Annotated in this window: 18 protein-coding genes; 15 read left to right on the top strand and 3 right to left on the bottom strand. The window is 61.0% G+C overall.

Annotated features, from left to right (window positions below):
- Positions 1-10 precede the first annotated feature (10 nt).
- The 8 genes from FX984_RS32020 to FX984_RS31990 all read left to right on the top strand — a co-directional run bounded on the left by FX984_RS32020 (position 11) and on the right by FX984_RS31990 (position 12,224).
- Positions 11-8,275, top strand: coding sequence for a two-partner secretion domain-containing protein (locus FX984_RS32020; protein ID WP_223841684.1), 8,265 nt, complete (start codon positions 11-13; stop codon positions 8,273-8,275).
- A gap of 2 nt (positions 8,276-8,277) precedes the next feature.
- Positions 8,278-8,727: an SMI1/KNR4 family protein gene (locus FX984_RS32015; protein ID WP_027608095.1), complete on the top strand. Its 450-nt coding sequence runs from the start codon at positions 8,278-8,280 to the stop codon at positions 8,725-8,727.
- 53 nt (positions 8,728-8,780) lie between these two features.
- The gene (locus FX984_RS32575; RefSeq protein ID WP_190329714.1) at positions 8,781-8,942 is read left to right on the top strand and encodes a hypothetical protein; all 162 of its coding nucleotides are present in this window, start codon (positions 8,781-8,783) and stop codon (positions 8,940-8,942) included.
- Positions 8,943-8,988: 46 nt separating this feature from the next.
- Positions 8,989-9,345: a hypothetical protein gene (locus FX984_RS32010; protein WP_133822112.1), complete on the top strand. Its 357-nt coding sequence runs from the start codon at positions 8,989-8,991 to the stop codon at positions 9,343-9,345.
- Positions 9,346-9,564: 219 nt separating this feature from the next.
- Complete coding sequence (gene lepB / locus FX984_RS32005; RefSeq protein ID WP_027608093.1) at positions 9,565-10,353, top strand: signal peptidase I; 789 nt, start codon at positions 9,565-9,567, stop codon at positions 10,351-10,353.
- A gap of 129 nt (positions 10,354-10,482) precedes the next feature.
- Positions 10,483-10,956: an RDD family protein gene (locus FX984_RS32000; protein WP_051429414.1), complete on the top strand. Its 474-nt coding sequence runs from the start codon at positions 10,483-10,485 to the stop codon at positions 10,954-10,956.
- Positions 10,957-10,963: 7 nt separating this feature from the next.
- Positions 10,964-11,398: an RDD family protein gene (locus tag FX984_RS31995; RefSeq protein WP_027608092.1), complete on the top strand. Its 435-nt coding sequence runs from the start codon at positions 10,964-10,966 to the stop codon at positions 11,396-11,398.
- Positions 11,399-11,603: 205 nt separating this feature from the next.
- Positions 11,604-12,224: a hypothetical protein gene (locus tag FX984_RS31990; protein WP_146476772.1), complete on the top strand. Its 621-nt coding sequence runs from the start codon at positions 11,604-11,606 to the stop codon at positions 12,222-12,224.
- Positions 12,225-12,314: 90 nt separating this feature from the next.
- Here FX984_RS31990 and FX984_RS31985 read toward each other — a convergent pair whose 3' ends face one another.
- Positions 12,315-12,902: a hypothetical protein gene (locus FX984_RS31985; RefSeq protein WP_027608090.1), complete on the bottom strand. Its 588-nt coding sequence runs from the start codon at positions 12,900-12,902 to the stop codon at positions 12,315-12,317.
- A 16-nt stretch (positions 12,903-12,918) separates the two neighbouring features.
- Positions 12,919-13,530, bottom strand: coding sequence for a hypothetical protein (locus tag FX984_RS31980; protein WP_027608089.1), 612 nt, complete (start codon positions 13,528-13,530; stop codon positions 12,919-12,921).
- Positions 13,531-13,703: 173 nt separating this feature from the next.
- On the opposite strand from FX984_RS31980, the gene FX984_RS31975 reads away from it, so the two are divergent.
- The 7 genes from FX984_RS31975 to FX984_RS31945 all read left to right on the top strand — a co-directional run bounded on the left by FX984_RS31975 (position 13,704) and on the right by FX984_RS31945 (position 19,142).
- Positions 13,704-14,285 carry a hypothetical protein gene (locus tag FX984_RS31975; protein WP_027608088.1) on the top strand — a complete coding sequence of 194 codons (582 nt, stop codon included), beginning with the start codon at positions 13,704-13,706 and terminating at the stop codon, positions 14,283-14,285.
- A gap of 42 nt (positions 14,286-14,327) precedes the next feature.
- Positions 14,328-15,008, top strand: a complete 681-nt coding sequence (locus FX984_RS31970) for a CsgG/HfaB family protein (protein ID WP_027608087.1) — start codon at positions 14,328-14,330, stop codon at positions 15,006-15,008.
- A 29-nt stretch (positions 15,009-15,037) separates the two neighbouring features.
- Positions 15,038-15,400 (top strand): DUF4810 domain-containing protein, encoded by a 363-nt coding sequence (locus tag FX984_RS31965; protein ID WP_027608086.1) that lies wholly within the window; start codon positions 15,038-15,040, stop codon positions 15,398-15,400.
- The gene (locus FX984_RS31960; RefSeq protein WP_027608085.1) at positions 15,397-16,047 is read left to right on the top strand and encodes a DUF799 domain-containing protein; all 651 of its coding nucleotides are present in this window, start codon (positions 15,397-15,399) and stop codon (positions 16,045-16,047) included. The genes FX984_RS31965 and FX984_RS31960 overlap by 4 nt, the downstream gene beginning before the upstream one ends.
- Positions 16,048-16,253: 206 nt before the next feature.
- Positions 16,254-17,876 (top strand): vWA domain-containing protein, encoded by a 1,623-nt coding sequence (locus FX984_RS31955; protein ID WP_146476773.1) that lies wholly within the window; start codon positions 16,254-16,256, stop codon positions 17,874-17,876.
- Between the two features lie 91 nt (positions 17,877-17,967).
- Positions 17,968-18,540 (top strand): RNA polymerase sigma factor, encoded by a 573-nt coding sequence (locus tag FX984_RS31950; protein WP_146476774.1) that lies wholly within the window; start codon positions 17,968-17,970, stop codon positions 18,538-18,540.
- The gene (locus FX984_RS31945; protein WP_108573718.1) at positions 18,537-19,142 is read left to right on the top strand and encodes a hypothetical protein; all 606 of its coding nucleotides are present in this window, start codon (positions 18,537-18,539) and stop codon (positions 19,140-19,142) included. The genes FX984_RS31950 and FX984_RS31945 overlap by 4 nt, the downstream gene beginning before the upstream one ends.
- 181 nt (positions 19,143-19,323) lie before the next feature.
- Here the strand turns inward: FX984_RS31945 and FX984_RS31940 are convergent, their stop codons facing one another.
- Positions 19,324-19,959, bottom strand: coding sequence for a LysE family translocator (locus FX984_RS31940; RefSeq protein ID WP_027607878.1), 636 nt, complete (start codon positions 19,957-19,959; stop codon positions 19,324-19,326).
- Between the last annotated feature and the right edge of the window lie 214 nt (positions 19,960-20,173).

Genomic DNA, 20,173 nt, shown 5'->3' with positions numbered 1-20,173 from the left:
GATTTTGAATATGGACGTTCGCCCTGTTACTGCCCTGAAAAGCCTGAGCCAACGCGGCCTGGCCCTGATCCTGGCCAACGCGCTGTTCTGGCAGCCGCTGCTGGCCCAGGCCGAGGGCATTGTGGTCAGCGGCCCCGGCACTACCCTCGGGCAGGCGGGCAACGGCGTGCCGGTGGTGAACATCGCCACGCCCAATGGCAGCGGGCTGTCCCATAACCAGTTCAAGGACTATAACGTCGGTCCCAACGGCGTGATCCTCAACAACGCCACGGGGATGGTGCAGAGCACGCAGCTGGGCGGGATCATCGTCGGCAACCCGAACCTCAAGGGCGGCGCTGCGAATGTCATCCTCAACGAAGTCAACGGCGGCAGCCCCAGCCAGTTGCGCGGCTACACCGAAGTGGCGGGGCAGTCCGCCAAGGTCATCGTGGCCAACCCGTATGGGGTGAGCTGTAACGGTTGCGGCTTTATCAATACCCCCAACGTCACCCTGACCACCGGCAAGCCGATTCTTGACCAGGCCGGGCGCCTGGACCGCTACCAGGTGGACGGCGGTGCGGTGACCATCGACGGCCAGGGCTTGAACGCCAGCAACGTCGACCGCTTCGAGATCATTACCCGTTCGGCCAAGATCAACGCCAAGATCAATGCGCGCCAGCTCACCGTGATTGCCGGACGCAATGACGTCGACGCCCAAAGCCTGAAAACCACCGCGCGCGCCGACGACGGCAGCACCAAGCCGGAACTGGCCATCGACTCGTCGGCCCTGGGCGGCATGTATGCCGGTGCGATCAAACTGGTGGGCACCGAAGCCGGCGTGGGTGTGAAGCTCGACGGCACGCTCGCTGCCAGTGGTGGCGATATTCAGCTCGACGCCAACGGCCACCTGAGCATGGCCCAGGCCGCCGCCAGCGGTGCGGTGGACATCAAGGCCGCGAGCCTGGAGACCAAAGGCGCCGTGTACGCGGGCACCACCCTCAAGGCACAGACCAAGGGCACCCTGAAAAACAGCAAGACCCTCGCCGCCCGCGACAGCATCACACTGACCAGCAACGGCCAACTGACCAACAGCGGCATCGTCGAGGCCGGGGTCAACGCCGATAACACGCGCAACACCGTCGGCGACGTCAAGCTCGAGGCCCGGCACATCAGCAATACCGGCACGGTGATCGCCAATCGCGAGCTCGGCGCCACCGCCAATACCCTGGACAACCAGGGCGGTACCATGAACGCCAGGCAGGTACTGAACGTCACCGCCGCCAGCGTCGACAACCGCAACAACGGTCGCCTGCTCAGCGACGGCACGCAGACCCTCACCGTCAGCGGCCTGCTGGACAACAGCCAGGGCGGCATCATCGACAGCACCGGTGCCTTCACCCTGCACGGCGATACCCTGGACAACAGCGCCGGCAGCCTCACCGGTGGCGGCGCAATCACCCTGGACCTGATCGGCGACCTGATCAATCGCAACGGCAAGCTGGCGAGTGCCGGCCCGTTGCTGATCCAGCGCGCCGCCCACGTTGACAACCAGGGAGGCAAGCTCGCCAGCCAAGGTTTGCTGACCCTGTTCGCCAACAGCATCGACAACCGCAACAACGGCACCCTGGCCGCCAACGATGGCCTGACCCTGACCACCAGCGGCCTGCTGCAAAACGGCGGCAACGGCCTGATCCACAGTGAAAAGTCCGGCGTGACCCTCACCGCCGGCACCCTCGACAACGACGGTGGCCGCATCGCCGCCAAAGCCGGTGATGCGCAGATCGACGCCACGGATTTCAATAACGGCAGCGGCGCGCTGTTTGCTCGGGATCGCGTGCACCTGACCGGTATGAATGTGGATAACGGCGGCGAGATCGCCGGCAACCGGATCGACGTCAGCCTGGCCGGGGCCCTGGTTAACCGTGGCCTGATCGAGAGCGCCACCGCCCTCGACGTCGACACTGCCAGCCTCACCAACAGCGGCCAGATGCGCGCCCTCGGCACCACCGGCAAGACCCGCTACGCCATCGGCGGCCTGCTCAACAACAGCGGTAGCCTCGAGACCGCCAACGACCAATTGAGCCTCGCCGCCACCCGCTTCCAGAACACCGGCGGCAAGGTATTGCACGTGGGCACGGGTGCACTCGACCTCAGCGGCATCAGCCTCGACGATGTCGGCGGCAGCCTGGTGACCAATGGCGACCTGATCCTCGATAAAGCCAACTGGACCAACAGCACCGCGATCCAGGCCGGGCGCCTGACCGTCAACGTCGATAACCTGCAACAGACCGCCACCGGCAAACTGCTCGGCACCCGCGCCCTGGTCGGCAGCGGCAAGGACTGGACCGTGGGCGGCAGCGTCGCCAGCCAGGGCAGCCTGGATCTTTCGGTGGACAACCTGCTCAACGACCACGGCCTGATCTTCAGCGGCGGCGACATGAACCTCAAGGTCGACCGCCTGAAAAACCTCGGCGCCGCGATCTACGCCATGGGCAACCTGCGTGTCGACCGCGACGGCCAGGGCGGCCTGGCCACCAGCATCATCAACAGCTCGGGGACGATCGAGAGTGAGCGCAACCTGATCCTGGCGGCCAGCACGCTCCAGAACATCCGTACTGTGCTCACCACCGAGTCCGGCATCTACAGCGCCTCCATCACGCCCATCGCCTGTATCGACGGGGTGACCGGTGGCGACTGTGAAGGCGGCAAGCAGAACCGGCCGTTCCAGATTACCCAGCGTGATCACTTCATCGTCAGCGATGCCACGGCAGCGTCCAGCATTACCTCGGGCGGCAACATGCTGCTCACCGGCGGCGAGCTGCTCAACAGCAGCAGTAGCATCGCCGCCGGCGGCAACCTCACGGCCATCGTCAACCAACTCACCAACGTCGGCGTCGTGACCCACGATACCCAGTATGACCGCGTCTTTACCTCAGCCCGCGAGCGCAAGCCCGGAGGCTGGTACCGTGAAGCCGCGGCCTTCACTCAACGCTATTCGGCAGGCCAGGACATGACCGGCGTCGAAGCCGGCCTGGCGTCGTTCATTGGCAAGATGGAGGGCGAGAAGGACAAGCTGCGCAAGACCACCCAGCTGATGGTGCCCGACCAGAGCTACGCCGCCGTCATCCAGGCCGGTGGCGCGGTGGATGTGAAGGCCCAGGCCGGCATCGACAACAGCGTCGTGCAAGGTGGCTACACCTACGTCGGCAGCGGCGCCAACACCAAGGCGCCGGGCTACTCGACCCTGGTCAGCCTCAACGCGCAACTGCCACCGGACGTTGCCCAGCAGCAGGTCAACCCGCTGGGCCTGCCCGGCTTCGACCTGCCCACCGGCCAGAACGGCCTGTTCCACCTCAACGACAGCGATGGCGCCAAAGGCCTGCCCACCAGCCAGTTCGCGGCCAACCCACACAAGTACCTGATCGAAACCAACCCGCTGCTCACCGACATGCGCCAGTTCATGAGCTCGGACTACATGCTGACCAAGCTCGGCTACGACCCCGACACCGCGCAACGTCGCCTGGGCGATGGCTTCTATGAACAACGCCTGATCCAGCAAGCCGTGCTCGCCCGCACCGGCCAGCGCTTCATCGATGGCCAGACCAGCGACGCCGACCTGTTCAAGCACCTGATGGACAACGCCATCAGCAGCAAAAGCGCCCTGAATTTGTCCGTAGGCGTGAGCCTCACCGCCGAACAAGTCGCCGCCCTGACCCACGACATCGTGTGGCTGGAAAACGCCACCGTCGCCGGGCAACAAGTGCTGGTGCCGGTGCTGTACCTGGCCCAGGCGAATAACCGCCTGGCACCCAACGGTGCATTGATTTCCGGCACCGACGTCAACCTGATCACCGGCAGCCACCTCAACAACGCCGGCACCTTGCGCGCCACCGGCAACCTGCTGGCGAACGTCGGCGGCAACCTCACCAACAGTGGGTTGATGGAAGCCGGTGGTCGCCTCGACCTGCTCAGCGGCAACAACCTGACCAACCGCGCAGGCGGTGTGATCAGCGCGGGCAACGTCAACCTCGCCGCCGGCGCCGACCTGCTCAACGAACGCAGCGTCACCACCCACGAAAGCGCCAGCAGCTACCGCACCGAACGCAGCGACTTCGTCGACAGCGCCGCGCGCATCGAATCGGCCAACGATCTGGCCATGCAGGCTGGCGGCAACATCAACAACGTCGGCGGCGTGCTCAAGAGCGGTGCCGACACCACGGTCAAAGCCGTGGGTGACGTCAACATCACCGCCTCGAAAAGCCTCGACAGCGGCGCCATCGGCAACCGCTCCAGCTTCACCACCATCGCCCAGCAAGGCTCGGTGGTCGAGGCCGGCCGCGACCTGCATGTGATTGGCGGGCGCGACATCAGCGCCGTGGCCAGCCAGATCAATGCCAAACGCGACGTCAACCTGATTGCCACCCGCGACCTCAACGCCATCGCGGCAGCCAATGAGCAACACTCCACGACCAACACGAAAAAGGTCAAGAGCATCGAAGACCACGTGCAGCAAGTGTCCAGCGTGATCAAGGCCGGCGGCGACGCCACCCTGAGCGCCGGGCAGAACCTGCAACTGGTCGCCAGCCAGGTCAATGCCGACAACGAGGCTTACCTGGTCTCGGGTAAAAACCTCGAGCTCAAAGCCGCGCAAGACCAGGACTACAGCTTCTACAGCAAGACCAAGAAAACCTCCCAGGGCAAAAAATTCCGCCTGGATGAAACCGATGTGGTGAACAACGTTGGCAGCCTGGTCAGCGCGGGGACGAACAGCACCGTCGTCGCCGGTGCAGACCTGCTGCTGGCCGGCAGTGCCGTCACTGCCGAAAAAGGCGCCACCCAACTGGTCGCCGGCCAGGACGTGAACATCCTCGCCGTCAGCAACGCCGACAGCGCCCGCCACGAACGCAAGGAAAGCAAAAGCAGCTGGGGCGGCCTCAAGTCGAGCAAAGTCCAGGACAAAGTCGACGAAAAACGCACCACCGCCCTGGGCAGCATGGTCTCCGGCGAAACCGTCACGGTCGCCGCCAAACGCGATGCCACGGTCACCGGCTCGTCCCTGGTCAGCACCGGCGACCTCGCCGTCCAGGCCGGCCGCGACCTGACCATCGACGCGGCGCAGAACACCTTCGCCCGCACCGACATGCACAAGGAAAAAAATCGCGACCTCACCGGCGTGCTGACCGGCAACAAGCTCGGTCTGGATGACATGACCGGTAACCAGAAGCTGTACATCAACAGCTCGAAGCACAACGGTACGGCCAATGAAATGACCTTGACTGGCAGCACCATTGGTTCGAGTGCGGGCAATGTGTCGTTGACGGCGGGGCGTGAGTTGAAGGTGGTGGCCAGTGATCTGGTGAGCACCAAGAACATGGAGTTGGGTGGGGCGAATGTCACCGTTACTTCAGGGATGGAGACTGCCAGTCAGACCAGTAAGGACAGCTCAAGAAGCTTGGCGGTTGGGCGAGTGATTGCGGGCACCGTGGTCGACACCGCCAACAGCATCCGCGACGCAGCCGAGGCGGCGCGCAGCTCCGACGATCCGCGCCTCAAGGCCGTGAAGATCGCCCAGGCGGCGCTGTCGATGTACAACCTGAATAACCAGGCGGGCGATCTCGCTAAACAAAGTACCGGCTTCAAGGACAAGACCGGTGGCTCTGCTGGCAACGGGTCGCTGATCAAGATCGGTACCGAACTGGCCAACACCCGTACCAAAAGCAGCAGCGAATACACGGCGCAGACCGCTCACCAGAGCAACCTCAACGCCGGGGGCAAACTGTCGATCATCGCCGCGGGCGATGCGCCGGGCACTGTGGGTGACTTGACGATTACCGGCAGTACGTTGAAAGCCGACAGCACGTTGCTGTCCGCGAAAAACAACATCCTGATGCAAAGCGCACAGAACACCACCGACCGCAAAAACGACGGTTCACGCAACAGGACCGCTATCGGTGCCAGCTTCAACATAGGCGAGCAAAACGGTTTCACCATCGACCTCGGTGCACAAACCGCCAAAAACCTTGGCTCGGGTGGCTCGGTTACCCAGGTCAACACCACTCTGGACACCGGCTCGCTGGTGCTGCGCAGCGGCCAGGACACCAGCCTGATCGGCGCGCAGGTACGCGCTGACCGTATCGATGCCAACATCGGCGGCAACCTCAACATCCTGTCGCGCCAAGACACCGAAACGTCCAAGAGCAAGCAGAACAGTGCGGGCTTCGGTGCGAGCATCTGCATTCCGCCGATCTGTTATGGCTCCCCAGTAACCGCGTCCGCGAACCTGGCGGCGTCGAAGATGAACAGCGACTACCAGGCGGTGACCGACCAGAGCGGCTTCTTTGCCGGTAAGGGTGGCTACACCATCGATGTGGCCAAAAACACCACCCTGCAAGGTGCGGTGATTGCCAGTGAAGCCACGGCCGACAAAAACCTGCTGCTCACCGACCGACTGCTTGTCAGCGACATCAAGAATAAGAGCGAGATCAAGAGCCAATCGGCCGGCGTCAGCGTCTCCGGTTCCTACAGCGGCGGCGCGACTACCCTCACGCCGGGTGCCTTGTATGGAATGTCGCTGAACGATTCGGACCACAGCTACACGCGCAGTGCCGTCAGCGAAGGCACGATCGTGGTGCGCAACCCTGAAGGCGCGGGTGACCTGGTCGGCCTGAACCGCGACACCGCCAACGCCAACCAGCGTCTCGACAAGCCTGATGAAAAGGCCATGCAGGAACGCATGGACCTGATCAAAAGCTCGATGGAGCTGACCAAGGGCATTGGCGACGCGATTGCTGCGGCCAGGATCAGGGCCGCTGACGACCCTAACAGTGACGTCAACAAAGCCACGCGCCTGAAGTTGATTGATGAGGGTATCGCCAATCCGACACAGGCTCAGATCAGCCAGCGTGCCCAGCAGGATTATGGCGTTGGCAGCAGCTTCCAGAAGGCCAGCCAGGCGGTGACTGCCGTGGTGCAAGCGGCGATGGGTGGCAGCGTAGGTGGGGCGTTGGCGGGGGCGGCGGCGCCATATCTGGCAGAAACAATCAGGGACAGGACCAAGGGCGACCCTACAGCCAATCTGATGGCCCATGCGGTACTGGGTGCTGTGCTCGCCAAGGCTGGCGGTAACTCAGCACTCGCTGGTGCAGCCGGTGCTGTGGCGGCAGAGGAAACCGCACGTCTGATCAAAGAGAACCTGTATGGCGATGTCAGTAACGAGAACCTGACCCAGGCGCAAAAGCAGACGATCTCCAGCCTCGCGACTTTGGCGGGTGGCCTTTCAGGATCGTTGTCCGGCAAGGGCGCACTGGATGCGGTGGCAGCGGCTCAGGTTGGGAGGAATGCGGTTGAGAATAACTATCTCAGCGTGCCGGAAGCGACCCGTAAGTTTGTGCTTTCACGCAAGCAAATGCTGGGCACCATCACTGAAGATGAACAGGACGAACTCGCCTACATAGACGTTATCGATAAAAGTCGAGACGAAGCGATTCGGGGAGCGTGCACTGCCGGGAATTTATCCAGTACAGCGTGCGGCAACTTGATTGCCCCTGCTCAGAAAGCCCTCGCTGGATATGGGGAAAATGTCGCGTACAACTTACTTTATAAAGATGTTTACCGTGTTGATGCGGCGAATGCGGAAGCCGTTCTCCGGGGTTTGGACGCCGATAGCATTCTTCGCGATATCACGATAAACAACTTGGCAAAAGGCTCGGACAAGACGCGGGCGGAAGTCGAGGAACAGTATGATAACGTAATGTGGATGCATGCCATTACGGTAGCATTTGCCAGTGCATACGGCCTCAAGGGCGGGTTGACTTCAGTACCCAAGGGCGCGGTTACGGGGGCCGCAACTGCTGCTGAGAAGGCTGAGGCTGCAACCGGCCTGCTGAGTACTCAGTTAGCTAAAGATGCCAGAGCTTACCTATCGGATATTCAGACTTTAACAGGGCGGCAATTTACACCGCAGCAAATGGAACTGTTGAAGGCTGACCTGAGGGAAAATACCTATTCTCGGCTTTCCAAAGAGGCTGTTGATTTGAATCGGGCCGACTTCAGGAAAAAAGTACCTGTTTTGCGTCAGGAATGGGAGAAAAATACTGGTCAAAGCTGGCCGAAAGAGAGCTACACCGCCAGTAATGGGGAGACAAAATTTCGATATTATGATGCCCATCACGTGATAGAAAACAAGTTTGGTGGAAAATCTGAGTGGTGGAACATTACGCCTGCGTTGCGCGGATTGGAACATCAGGGCGGCATCCACAGAGCTCAAGGTCCTGCAGATAAAATATTTGGGAAATGATAATGGAAAACACACTTGAAATTCGTGATCTCATAAACCATATCACCTCCGCTGAACTATATGAGGGTGATTTCGGGAGTCGCCTGACTGATCGTGAAGCTATATTGAGTGGGGTCGATGCGGCGGACCGCGACGGCGTTCCCTCTGACTATCTAGCGTTTCTAGGTGTCTTTGGATTTGGCGATTTAGACAGCGCGCTTTATATCGAAGATGGTCCAGATAAATACGCCTCAGTCGCCGGATGTGAGGTGGATGCCTATAGTCGGATGTATGTTTTTGCGGGTACTTCAGATGGTGTGTTATATGCTTTTGATGCAGGCAATAATTGGTCGATAGTGGAGATTGATTCGGAGATCGATGAGGTGAGGGTGCTGGCCGATAACTTCTCAAGCTTCATCCTTAATCAACTGATTGAGGTGAAAGGTTATGTCGATTGGCGTGCGGAGCAATAAGGAGCACTCAAGCGGGTAGCTGAAAGCGTTTCCGCAGTAACCCCGAGGCTACCGTGAACATGTACGAAAAATTAGAAGTCTTTAATGCGCTGGGATGTGCGCTATTAGAGCGGCTGACGCCTGTTTCTTCAGGTGAAATAAGTGTGATGCGGCAGCAGTGGCCGGCGGCTCCCGACGAGTACTTTGCTTTTATACAGGAACGGGGGGCACGGTGAAATCAAGGAGGACGACCGCGCGCTGCCGCTTTTGACGATTCAACCGATGCTGCTTTCTGCTAAGGCTGACTACTTCGGTGATGATGGAATTTATAAAGACGGGCCCTATGAAGCGGGCGCGAAGGGCGAGGTGTGGCTGTTCGGCTGGGATAGTGTCGGGACTGCTTTCGGTTTTGACAGCGGAGACAACTGGCGATTTTTGGAAATCGACAATATGCGTTGGATAACGCGACTTGACTTGTCCTTTTGTCAGTTCGTCGAAGGGCTGTTGGTTTGTTACCCACAGCGGCCAGTGAGCTTTGCGAATGGAGTTTGGCGTGACTCGGAAGATGTTTCTTACAGCGCGCCGGCATGGGCACAACAGCCTGCCGGGCAGAACACGGTTACATTAATGGTGGTCTGACCACTATTTCCCCAAACACACGTGCGTGATGGAAGTTCTGAGAATTCTCCCTATTGGTCAGTTGTAGAAATTGATCCTGGGCTGAATGATGCAGAGGTCTTATCTGAAGACTTTTCAAACCTCATGCTTAGCCAGTTGATAGCCGCCAAAGGTTGCGTGGATTGACGAGCCAGGCAGTAGTATGTGCGCTGCCCGCGCTGACCTTATCAAGGACGATCAATGAAACCCGTAAAACTCTCCCTCCAAGCCTTCCTCATGTCCTGCCTGGTGGCTGGCTGGGGCCTGGTGTACGTCGATCGCATCAAATGGGGCGTCTGTGTCGCGGCACTGTTGTACGCCGGCGTTATCCTGATGGGCCTTTGCGGGCTGATCGCAACACCGGTCGGGCTGTATGTACTCTTGGGCTTCGTCATTACGGTGAAGCTGGCCTCGGCAATAACCTCTGCTGTTTTGGCACGCCGCTACACCGGCCCGCAGGGTATACCGCGTAAACGGTTCCATGCGCTCTACGTGGGCGTGCTGATCGTGATCACCTTGGTTCTGCTGGACGTGCTTCGGGTGCCGTTGCTGGGCTTTAAAACGTACTTTGTGCCGACGGGCTCGATGGCACCCACGGTGTCGGTCGGCGATTACATTGTGTCCGACCTCAAGGCCGGTGCGCCCGAGGTCGGCGATATCGTGGTGTACCGCTGGAATGGCACCGAAGCAATCAAGCGTGTGGCGGGCATCGGCGGCGATACGTTGGCCATCGTGAATGGCGAGTTGATCCGCAACGGCGAAAACCTCGGCTTGTTTCACGCCCCGGTGGACCGGGTCCAAAGCCCCGAGTCACTGACGCTTGCGCCGGTAAAAGTCGAACCGGGCCACGTGTACCTGCTGGGTGACAACCGCTACAACAGCAACGACAGCCGCTTCATGGGCCAGGTCGCGGTTGAGGATGTGGTGGGCAAGGTCACCGGCATCTGGTTCTCGAGTGAGCGGGGGCGCATCGGGACGACTTTCCCATGAGCCTTTCGAGCATCGCTGGCGCAGGTACTCCCGGCCAGCGGGCAGCACAGCAATACCATTGAGAGGCTGGGAGCCGATTTGCGCCCAGCCGAAACACACACCAACGCCATAAGTCTGGAGCAATACCGCATGGACGCAAACCACACCGCCAAACGCCCGACGATCCTGGCCAGCATCGGCCGGCGCCTGGCCGCGCGACTTATCGACTGCGCCATCGCAGTCCTGATCTTTTTCATCGTCAAATTCTGCGCCGGTGCATTGTCTGCCTACGTGCCGGCCGTGACGCCCAAGGCTGGTTTTCTCTCGGCGTTTTTTGCAGCCTTCGCCTACTTCCTGCTGGCCGATGCGTTGCCCAACGGCCAGAGCCTGGGTAAGCGTTTGTTGAGCATCGCCGTCGTCGACCGTAAAACTCGCAAAAGCTGCACGGTTTCCCAGGCGTTAACCCGCAATTCCGGAGCGCTGGTGGTGATCGATTGGGTGTGGATATTCATGGAGTCCAGAACGCGCCTGGGCGATATGTTCGCCAAGACCATCGTGGTTCAGACCGGCAACCTGACGAGCGTTCGCAGCCTTGCGGATATTTATGACAACGGTAGGGGATAAATACGTCATGAACGATTCGGTATCGGCTACGCAAACCTGGGACATCGCCAGCCCGTTCAGACGGTTGCTCGGCTATCTGATCGATATGGCGGTGGTATTTTTCCTGCTGTTTTTGAACAGAAACCTGGACTATGCCTATTTCTATCTGGGCTCGGCAGGAGGCCCGGCATTGTTTGATGGTCTCCACTATGTGCTGTGGTTTTCAGCCTTCGGGTACTACTTGTTTTGCGATGCCTTGCCCAATGGCCAGAGCCTGGGCAAGCGGGTGTGCCGCACGGCCGTGGTGGGTTACCCGTACCCCACGAACTGCACGCTGTTCCAGTCGTTCCTGCGCAATGTTCCGAAGATGGTGTTCAGTGTGCTGGACGGTCTTTTTGTACTGTTCGGCCTGCGTCGTCGCTTGGGCGATATGTTGGCCAGGACGATTGTCATCAATTCCTGAGCAGGGCGGCCTGGACGGGCCGCCCGGTTTAACTCAGGACGGGTTGGCGTTCAGCCTGCGATTGATCACATCCAATAAAACACCGTGAGTTGATGCCAACGGCATGATGCTCAAAGCCCTGTATGCGTGTTAACCGTTTTATCCCGTTACTGCAGAAGCAAACTTGCTCCCACCCACCCATTATTTGGACCCAAGGAAGCTGTCAATGAAACTGCATCGTCTGTTTATCTCACTCACTGCATTGGCGACCTGCACCAGCAGCTTCGCCGCGGCGCCTGCCCTGCAAAGTTTTCTCGCCTGCGACCAGAACTCCCTGGCGGTGGTAAGCCAGGCAGGGCTCAAGGAGCGTGTTGCCCATAAGCTGGAGAACGGCAAGATCACGCTCAGCGGCGGCACAAAGTCCGATATGGGCCAGCGCTGGATGTTCGACACGCCGCTGACGCTTGACGGTATGACCTTGACCGGCTTTTTCGCCGAAGACCAGGACCTGATGGGTTCGCGCATCATCAACTGGGGTTTCTACACCGAGCAGGCGCCCGACGCGCTTTACGCACAGCTGAGTAAAGTACCGGGTACGGCGTTGGAGAAAGCCAACGGTATCTACGCGCGTGCGCAGATCTGGTCGCACAAGCAATCAGCCTGGGTGCCGGAAGGCGGCGATGACAACGCGGGCAAGCTGGTCACCGATACGGCCGAACGCATCTTGATGGTCGAGCCCGCACCCGGTGACCTGGCCAAGACCAGCAAAGGCATGATCACCTGTTCGGTTCAGGGGGCGGTGAGCGCAGCGATGCTCAAGACCACTCGACCTGACCTGATCAAGTGAGCTGAGGCTGGCAACGATACCGCGGGCATGTTGAATGCCTGCGGTGTTCTCCGGTTTTTCGCGAGCAAGCTCGCTCCTACAGGGGCGGGGTTACAGCAACTTGCGCTGCACCGCTTCATCCAGCGTACTGCGCGTCAGCGCCTCGACCACTTCCCGCGTGTCTGCCTGGAACGGGATGCCCACGATCAGTACCAGGTGCATCCAGGTGCGCACTGATTCGCTCTTTTTGACGCGGCCCAGCTCCTTGCCATCCTTGTCCTTGAACACTGTCTCCAGGGTGAAGGTGTTTTTCGCTGTGCTCGGGATGATGAAGAACGTCGCGCCGGTGATGATCGCCGAGGCCATGCTGAACTGTTCGTTGTTGTGCAGCGTGGCATCGACGTAGATATCCGAGTCGACCTTGTCAGTGCTCACCCGCGAGAAACGGTTGGACTGGCGAAACGAATCGGCCACGGCCTTTTCCCACAGCGCCACCGGGGCGCCGACTGCCGCGTTGCCCGGGCCGCCGTTGACGTGGTTCTGCGCGGTGGTGTGCACGTACGCCGTGGGCTTTTGCGCCGGCGCGTTGGCGGTCGGTGGCCAGGTCTGTACGGCGGGCAACTCGTGCTGCGAGTAAGACACGCAGCCAGTCAGCAGGACGGCGGCGAGTGCCAGGCTGTGTTTGATCAATCCTTTCATGCATCACTCCTTGAAATTACGGTTTGGCCAGTTTGGCGGTGGCGGTGTCGAGCAGTTGCCCGACCAGTTTGGTCAGCTGTTGGCCGCCCATCGACGGTGCCCAGTATTGGCCGCTGTAAAGCCCGACGTTGTGTTCGAATTTGATCGAATCCTTGGCCTTGGCCAGTTCCTTGCCGTTGCGGTCGACGATCACCAGGTCGCCGGCCACCTCGAAGCTGTCCACGTAGATCGGGCCGTTGACCCAGATCCAGATGGTCAGCGTCAGCAGCGCGCCGGGTACGTACGCCGGGTGTGGCGCGCGATGGCCCTTGAGGGCGGTCATGTTGAATTTGAGCGTCACGTCCTGCTCGCCCAGGCGCACCGGATACTCGGTGACCTGCTTGAAGTAACCCCCTGTGCGCACGTACTGGGTGATCTGGGCCGTCAGGGAGCTGCTGATGGCGGCCTTGTTGGCTTCGTTGACGTCGGCGGCGCTCACCGTCACATCGGCGATTTGTGCACTGCGCGGGCTGCTGACAGCGACCGGGTGGAGCGGGGCGGCGATGGGGCCGGTGACGGTGTAGGAAACGCAGCCGGTCATCGACAGCGCAGCGATCAGGGCCGTAGCCCGAAGCAGAGTGTTAAGCACGCAATGTCCCTATAAGTGAGCAAGCCAAGTTACTGTCTCGACCCGTATCCCCATAACTTGAGGGAATGTGCGTCACCGCACGGCATCCGACGAAACACCTTGAGAAGCGCTCTCAACTCCGTAAAATGCCGCGATTGTTTAAAGCACGATACTTTTCAGGGATGAATTCAGACATGCGCGCGTTTGCCGTATTCCTCTGCGTCTGCCTACTGGCGGGCTGCGCCTCCAAGCCGGAGTACTACATCTCGCCGGCACCGGTCACGATTCCGAAGACTGCTACTTACTGGCTCGACACCTTCAACGTTGACGTGAAGGGCAAGAGTAAGCACTTCATGTCGGATGACAAAGTTCGCCAGGAGCTCGGCGTCGATCTGGTAAACCGCTTGCTCAAAGCCAAGCGTTACGCAACCAGTAAAGACAGCGCCGATTATTTGTTGGATGTCGACGTCGTCTATGTGCGCCATATCATCGACTCCAATGGTGGGTTTTCGAACCTGTTGATTGACGACGGCACCATCCTGCAAAGCATCGATTTTGGCTACAAGGTCAAGGTCAAGAAAGCCGGTGCCGAGGTGCTGCACTTCGCCCAGAACCGCCCCAGCCTGGAGCCCAGCAACTGGCGAGGCCAGCCGCAACAATGGAGGACCCTTGCCGGCGTTGTAACCAACAGCGGTAACTCCAGTGTCGAGCGGTATTTCACTAGTGGGCTAAGCGACTACATCGTCGACGACCTGCGCGATATTCCGTCTCGCTAGCGTCAGCTGCCATACCCGATTCCCCCCATTTAGGAGCACCCCGTGAACACACTGTCCAAAATCCTGCTGTCCGGCCTCACCGCCGCAGCGCTGTTGACCGTGGCCGGTTGCGCCACGGAGAGCAACCGCGCCATGCCGGTGGAACAGGTCGCCAGCGCCAACGTCGCCTATTCCGGCGTGCGCGTGCCCATCGCCGTGGGCAAGTTCGACAACCGCTCCAGCTACATGCGCGGCATCTTCTCCGACGGCGTCGACCGCCTCGGTGGCCAGGCCAAGACCATCCTGATTACCCACCTGCAGCAGACCAACCGCTTCAGTGTGCTGGACCGCGACAACATGGGTGAAATCTCCCAGGAAGCCGCGATCAAGGGCACCGCGCAGAAGCTCAAGGGCGCTGACTACGTGGTGACCGGCGACGTGACCGAGTTCGGTCGCAAAGAGACCGGCGACCGCCAGTTGTTCGGCATCCTCGGCCGTGGCAAAACCCAGGTGGCCTACGCCAAGGTCGCACTGAACATCGTCAACATCAGCACCTCCGAAGTGGTGTATTCCACCCAGGGCGCCGGTGAATACGCGCTGTCCAACCGTGAAGTGGTCGGCTTCGGCGGTACCGCCAGCTACGACTCCACCCTCAATGGCAAGGTCCTCGACCTGGCCATGCGCGAAGCCATCAACCGCCTGGTCGACGGCATCAACGCCGGCGCCTGGAATCCGCGCAACTGATCAACCGCACTTCAAGGAGCAGTACACGGATGAGCAAGGCAGTGAAGTTGGCGCTGATGCTGACAGCAATCGCGGCGGTCGCCGGGTGCCACACGGCGCCCCAGCCCCTGTATCAATGGGAAAGCTACCAGCCGCAGGTTTACGAGTACTTCAAGGGCGAGCCCAAGGAAGCGCAGGTCGAGGCGTTGGAGCGTGATCTGCAAAAGATCAACGCCAGCGGCCGCAAGGCGCCGCCGGGCTACCACGCGCACCTGGGCATGCTGTACCTGAGCATGGGCAAGGATGACCAGATGGTGCAGGAGTTCCGCACCGAGAAGGCGCTGTTCCCCGAGTCTGCCTCGTACATGGACTTCCTGTTGAAAAACGCCAAGACCGGAGTGGCCACCAAATGAGCCTGCTAAAACTCACCGGCGCCCTGCTGGCCCTGGCTTTGCTCGGCGGTTGCGCAGCGCCCAAGACCATTGACTACACCGCGTACAAACAGGCGCGGCCCAAGTCGATCCTGGTACTGCCGCCGATCAACGAGTCGCCGGAAGTGCAGGCCTCGTACAGCCTGGTCTCGCAAGTGACCTACCCGCTGGCCGAAGCCGGCTACTACGTGCTGCCGATTGCCCTGGTGGACGAAACCTTCCGCCAGAACGGCCTGACCACCGCCAACGATATCCAGGGCGTGCCACCGGCCAAGCTGCATGACATCTTCGGCGCGGACGCGGCGCTGTACATCACTGTCAGCGAGTACGGCACCAAGTACATGCTGATCTCCAGCGACACCGCCGTGACGGCCTCGGCCAAACTGGTGGACCTGCGCACCGGTACCACCCTGTGGACCGGTTCGGCGCGTGCCTCCAGCGAGGAAGGCAACAACAACAGCGGCGGCCTGGTGGGCATGCTGATCACCGCGGCGGTCAAGCAGGTGATCAACAGCTCCACCGATGCGGCGCACCCGATTGCCGGCATCACCAGTGCACGCCTGCTGTCGCCGGGCCAACGCGCGGGGATCCTGTACGGCCCGCGCAACCCGAAGTACGGCACGGACTGAGTTCATCGCCTCGGTTCAAATGTGGGAGGGGGCTTGCCCCCGATAGCGATAGATCAGTCAGTACATGTTTGACTGACCCACCGCTATCGGGGGCAAGCCCCCTCCCACATTTGAATGTCTGTGTTATTTGAATAAGAGTTAACCCGAACACCCCGCACCTTGCGTCTGACCTTGTGAACGGATCATTCATTCACGAGGTTCAGCCCATGTCCCGTCCTCTGCTCTTCCTGCGTCCTGCTGCCCAAGGCTTTGTCGTCACCCTGGTGGTGGCGCTGGCCGGGTGTGGGCTGTCTTCGTCCCCTGAGTTGGCCAAACCGGCCGAGCCCGTTGCCGAGCTGCAACGCGCGTCGCCCCAGGGCGCCTTGGTCAAGCGCATGGCAATGCCCGCCCCAATGCGCATGCAGGAATCAGCGGCGATGGATTACCGCAGCGAACCCCGCGAGCAATACGCCAACCTGCCGGACAACCCGGTGCATCGCGTGGCCGAGACGCCGGTGTCCACCTTCAGTGTGGATGTCGACACAGGCAGCTACGCCAACGTGAGACGCTTCCTCAACCAAGGCAGCCTGCCGCCCGAAGGCGCTGTGCGACTGGAGGAAATGGTCAACTACTTCCCCTACAACTACGCCTTACCCACCGACGGTTCACCGTTTGGCGTGACCACCGAAGTCGCCGCCACGCCGTGGAACCCGCATACCCAACTGTTGCGCATCGGCCTCAAGGCGTCCGACCGCGCTGTGGCGGACCTGGCGCCGGCCAACCTGGTGTTCCTGGTGGATGTGTCCGGCTCCATGGACCGCCGCGAAGGCTTGCCGCTGGTGCAAAGCACCCTGAAATTGCTCGTGGACCAGTTGCGTGATCAGGACCGGGTTTCATTGGTGGTGTATGCCGGTGAGTCCCGCGTGGTGCTCAAGCCTACGTCGGGTCGCGACAAGGCCAGGATTCGCAATGCCATCGATCAACTCACCGCCGGCGGTTCCACGGCAGGCGCATCCGGTATCGAACTGGCCTACCAGATGGCCCGCGAAGGCTTTATCGACAAGGGCATCAACCGCATCCTGCTGGCCACCGACGGTGACTTCAATGTGGGCGTCAGCGACTTCGACAGCCTCAAGCAAATGGCCGCCCGGCAGCGTAAAAGCGGGGTGTCCCTGACCACCCTGGGCTTCGGTGTGGATAACTACAACGAACACCTGATGGAACAACTGGCCGATGCCGGCGATGGCAATTACGCCTATATCGACAACCTGCGCGAAGCCCGCAAGGTGCTGGTGGACCAGCTCAGTTCAACCCTGGCGGTGGTCGCGCGGGATGTGAAAGTGCAGGTGGAATTCAACCCGGCACAGGTCAGCGAGTATCGACTGCTGGGCTATGAAAATCGCGCCCTCAAGCGTGAGGATTTCAACAACGACAAAGTCGATGCCGGTGAGATCGGCGCAGGGCATACCGTGACCGCGCTGTATGAAATTGTGCCGAAGGGCCAGAAGGGCTGGTTGGAGCCATTGCGCTACGCCACTGCGCCTGCGGCCGAAGGTAAATCCGATGAACTGGCGATGCTGCGCGTGCGCTACAAGCCCGCTACGGGCGGTGATAGCCGCTTGATCGAACGGCCCATCCGCCACGAAACCACCCAGGCCAGCGACGACCTGCGCTTCTCGGCGGCGGTGGCCGCCTTCGCCCAACAGCTCAAGGGCGATGGCCGCTACACTGGCAGCATGAGTTTGAAGGACACCGCCGCACTGGCCCGCTCGGCCCGGGGCGATGACCCCTTTGGTCTGCGCAACGAGTTCGTGCAACTGGTGGAACTGGCCCAAAGCCTGAAACCCTGATCTCAAACAGGACACTGATCAAATGTGGGAGGGGGCTTGCCCCTCCCACACTTGAACAGCGTTAAATTTATAAAAGGAGTTCGCCCCCTGCATGGCTGTTCCAGATGATCCATCCAGCGACGAATCGCTGCTGGCCCGTTACCGCGCCGGTGACGCCGCCGCGTTCGAAGCCTTGTACGCGCGGCATCGCCAAGGCCTCTACCGCTTCCTCGTGTCCCTGAGCAACAAGGCCGAACTGGCCGAGGAAATCTACCAGGAGACCTGGCTCAGCCTGATCCGCAGCAACACCCAGCCACAAGGCCGGGCGAGTTTTCGTACATGGCTGTTCCAGATCGCCCGCAACCGCCTGATCGACCACTGGCGCAAGCACGGCATCCATAACCCCTTGCACGACAGCTACGATGAGCAACTGCACGCCCAGGCCGACGACAGCGCCGGCCCCGAGCAACAGCTGAGCCTGAGCCGCGACCAGGCGCGCCTCGACGCTGCCCTGCAAGACTTGCCTGAAGACCAGCGCGAAGTCTTCCTGCTGCGCCTGCACGGCGACCTCGACGTGCCGCAAATCGCCGCCCTCACCCAAGCCCCGCTGGAAACCGTCAAAAGCCGCCTGCGTTACGCCCAGCAGAAACTGCGCCGCCTGCTGGCCGAGGAGATACTTGCATGACCGACTCCCGACATACGCCCGACACCGACGACGTGCTGATCCAGCACTACCGTCAACACAGCAGCGGCGAGCCGCCCGCGTCCCTCGACGCCTTCATCCTCGACGCCGCCCGCCGCGAAGCCCCGGCACCGCAACCGAGCCTGTGGCAACGCTGGCTGCACGCCTGCCAACGCCCGCGCTGGCAAATGGCATTCGCCACCGTGGCCGGCTTGGCGCTGATGATCGGCGTGGTCACGCGCTCGCCCGTGCCGCAACCTGAAATCTCCACGGCGACCTTCTCCGCCATGCACGAGGAAACCGCCCGCCCGGCGCCGCAAGCGTTGTCCGCACCGGCGCCGATGGCGCGCATCGCCGCCGCGCCCAAGGCTGAACGTGCGCCGGTTCAGGCTGAGATGGCAGGTGCGCTGGCAGATGAATCGAGCGCCAGGCTCAGCAAGCGCGCGCCGTCAGCATTGCCGTCGCTGGAGCAAGAGTTACAGTCGATCGTGCGCTTGCGTGAAGCGGGTGAAAGCAAAGCCGCGGATGAAAAATTGCTGGCGTTGCACGCGCGCTTTCCCGAGGAAGACCTGCCCGCACGGCTGGAGGCGCTGCGCAAGCATTGACCAAGAAAGAATGGGCCACCGGTAATCTGTGGTGAGCGGGCTTGCCCCGCGCTGGGGTGCGAAGCACCCCCAATGAAGACAAATGCGGTATACCCGATAGCGCACAGCGTCTGGTTTTGGGGCTGCTGCACAGCCCAACGCGGGGCAAGCCCGCTCACCACAGTGCCCTCAAGGCCCGTCTTCAACGCCGCGCATCAAAAACCATGCGCACCGCCAGGCCAGCCAGCACCGTCCCCATCAGCCAGCGCTGCACCAGTTGCCATACCGGCTTGGCCGCCAGGAACGTCGCGATGGAACCGGCCATGATGGCGATCACCGCATTCACGCTCACACTGATCATGATCTGGGTAAACCCCAGCACGATGGATTGTGTCAGCACGCTGCCGTGGCCAGTGGGGGAGATGAACTGGGGCAGCAATGACAGATACATCACCGCGACTTTCGGATTCAACAGGTTGGTCACAAAGCCCATCATGAACAGCTTGCGTGGGCCGTCCCTGGGCAAGTCGCGCACATGAAACGCCGAGCGCCCGCCGGGCTTGACCGCTTGCCAGGCCAGGTACAACAGGTAAAGCGCACCGCCGAGCCGGAGTGCGTCATACGCATACGGCACTGCCATCAGCAACGCGGTAATCCCCAGCGCCGCACACAGCATATACACGACGAAACCCAGCGCCACGCCGCCCAGTGAAATCAACCCGGCCAGCGGCCCCTGGCAGATCGAGCGCGAAATCAGGTAGATCATGTTCGGCCCGGGCGTCAGCACCATGCCAAGGGAAATCAGACCATACGCCAGCAGGCTCGACAGTTCGGGCATGGGTTAACTCCTGTAGGTTGAGCGCGTCGTTGCGCAGGTTGGATGCACCTGATGGTAGGGCGGGAGCAGGGCGCGCGTTAGATACAGATCGGCTGACAAAACGTCATACAGGGGGCTTGGGCCGCCTGAGCACCCTTGGTTGGCGGCGAGTCCGTCAGTTAAGGGCGAACACCCTACTTGTGGTGATCGGGCTTGCTGTGGTGATCGGGCTTGT

This window comes from Pseudomonas marginalis (assembly GCF_008692035.1).
In the GTDB taxonomy this organism is placed as follows: domain Bacteria; phylum Pseudomonadota; class Gammaproteobacteria; order Pseudomonadales; family Pseudomonadaceae; genus Aquipseudomonas; species Aquipseudomonas marginalis.
The sequence above is the reverse complement of the archived record's forward strand: the minus strand, read 5'-3'. Positions and strand labels throughout refer to the sequence as shown.

Coding starts and splice junctions, on each gene's coding strand:
- FX984_RS31955 (WP_146476773.1), top strand. CDS start 16,254: ATGTCCCGTCCTCTGCTCTTCCTGCGTCCTGCTGCCCAAGGCTTTGTC.
- FX984_RS31965 (WP_027608086.1), top strand. CDS start 15,038: ATGAGCAAGGCAGTGAAGTTGGCGCTGATGCTGACAGCAATCGCGGCG.
- FX984_RS31985 (WP_027608090.1), bottom strand. CDS start 12,902: ATGAAAGGATTGATCAAACACAGCCTGGCACTCGCCGCCGTCCTGCTG.
- FX984_RS31990 (WP_146476772.1), top strand. CDS start 11,604: ATGAAACTGCATCGTCTGTTTATCTCACTCACTGCATTGGCGACCTGC.
- lepB (WP_027608093.1), top strand. CDS start 9,565: ATGAAACCCGTAAAACTCTCCCTCCAAGCCTTCCTCATGTCCTGCCTG.
- FX984_RS31960 (WP_027608085.1), top strand. CDS start 15,397: ATGAGCCTGCTAAAACTCACCGGCGCCCTGCTGGCCCTGGCTTTGCTC.
- FX984_RS32000 (WP_051429414.1), top strand. CDS start 10,483: ATGGACGCAAACCACACCGCCAAACGCCCGACGATCCTGGCCAGCATC.
- FX984_RS31995 (WP_027608092.1), top strand. CDS start 10,964: ATGAACGATTCGGTATCGGCTACGCAAACCTGGGACATCGCCAGCCCG.
- FX984_RS31950 (WP_146476774.1), top strand. CDS start 17,968: ATGGCTGTTCCAGATGATCCATCCAGCGACGAATCGCTGCTGGCCCGT.
- FX984_RS31945 (WP_108573718.1), top strand. CDS start 18,537: ATGACCGACTCCCGACATACGCCCGACACCGACGACGTGCTGATCCAG.
- FX984_RS32010 (WP_133822112.1), top strand. CDS start 8,989: ATGCTGCTTTCTGCTAAGGCTGACTACTTCGGTGATGATGGAATTTAT.
- FX984_RS32020 (WP_223841684.1), top strand. CDS start 11: ATGGACGTTCGCCCTGTTACTGCCCTGAAAAGCCTGAGCCAACGCGGC.
- FX984_RS31940 (WP_027607878.1), bottom strand. CDS start 19,959: ATGCCCGAACTGTCGAGCCTGCTGGCGTATGGTCTGATTTCCCTTGGC.
- FX984_RS31975 (WP_027608088.1), top strand. CDS start 13,704: ATGCGCGCGTTTGCCGTATTCCTCTGCGTCTGCCTACTGGCGGGCTGC.
- FX984_RS32015 (WP_027608095.1), top strand. CDS start 8,278: ATGGAAAACACACTTGAAATTCGTGATCTCATAAACCATATCACCTCC.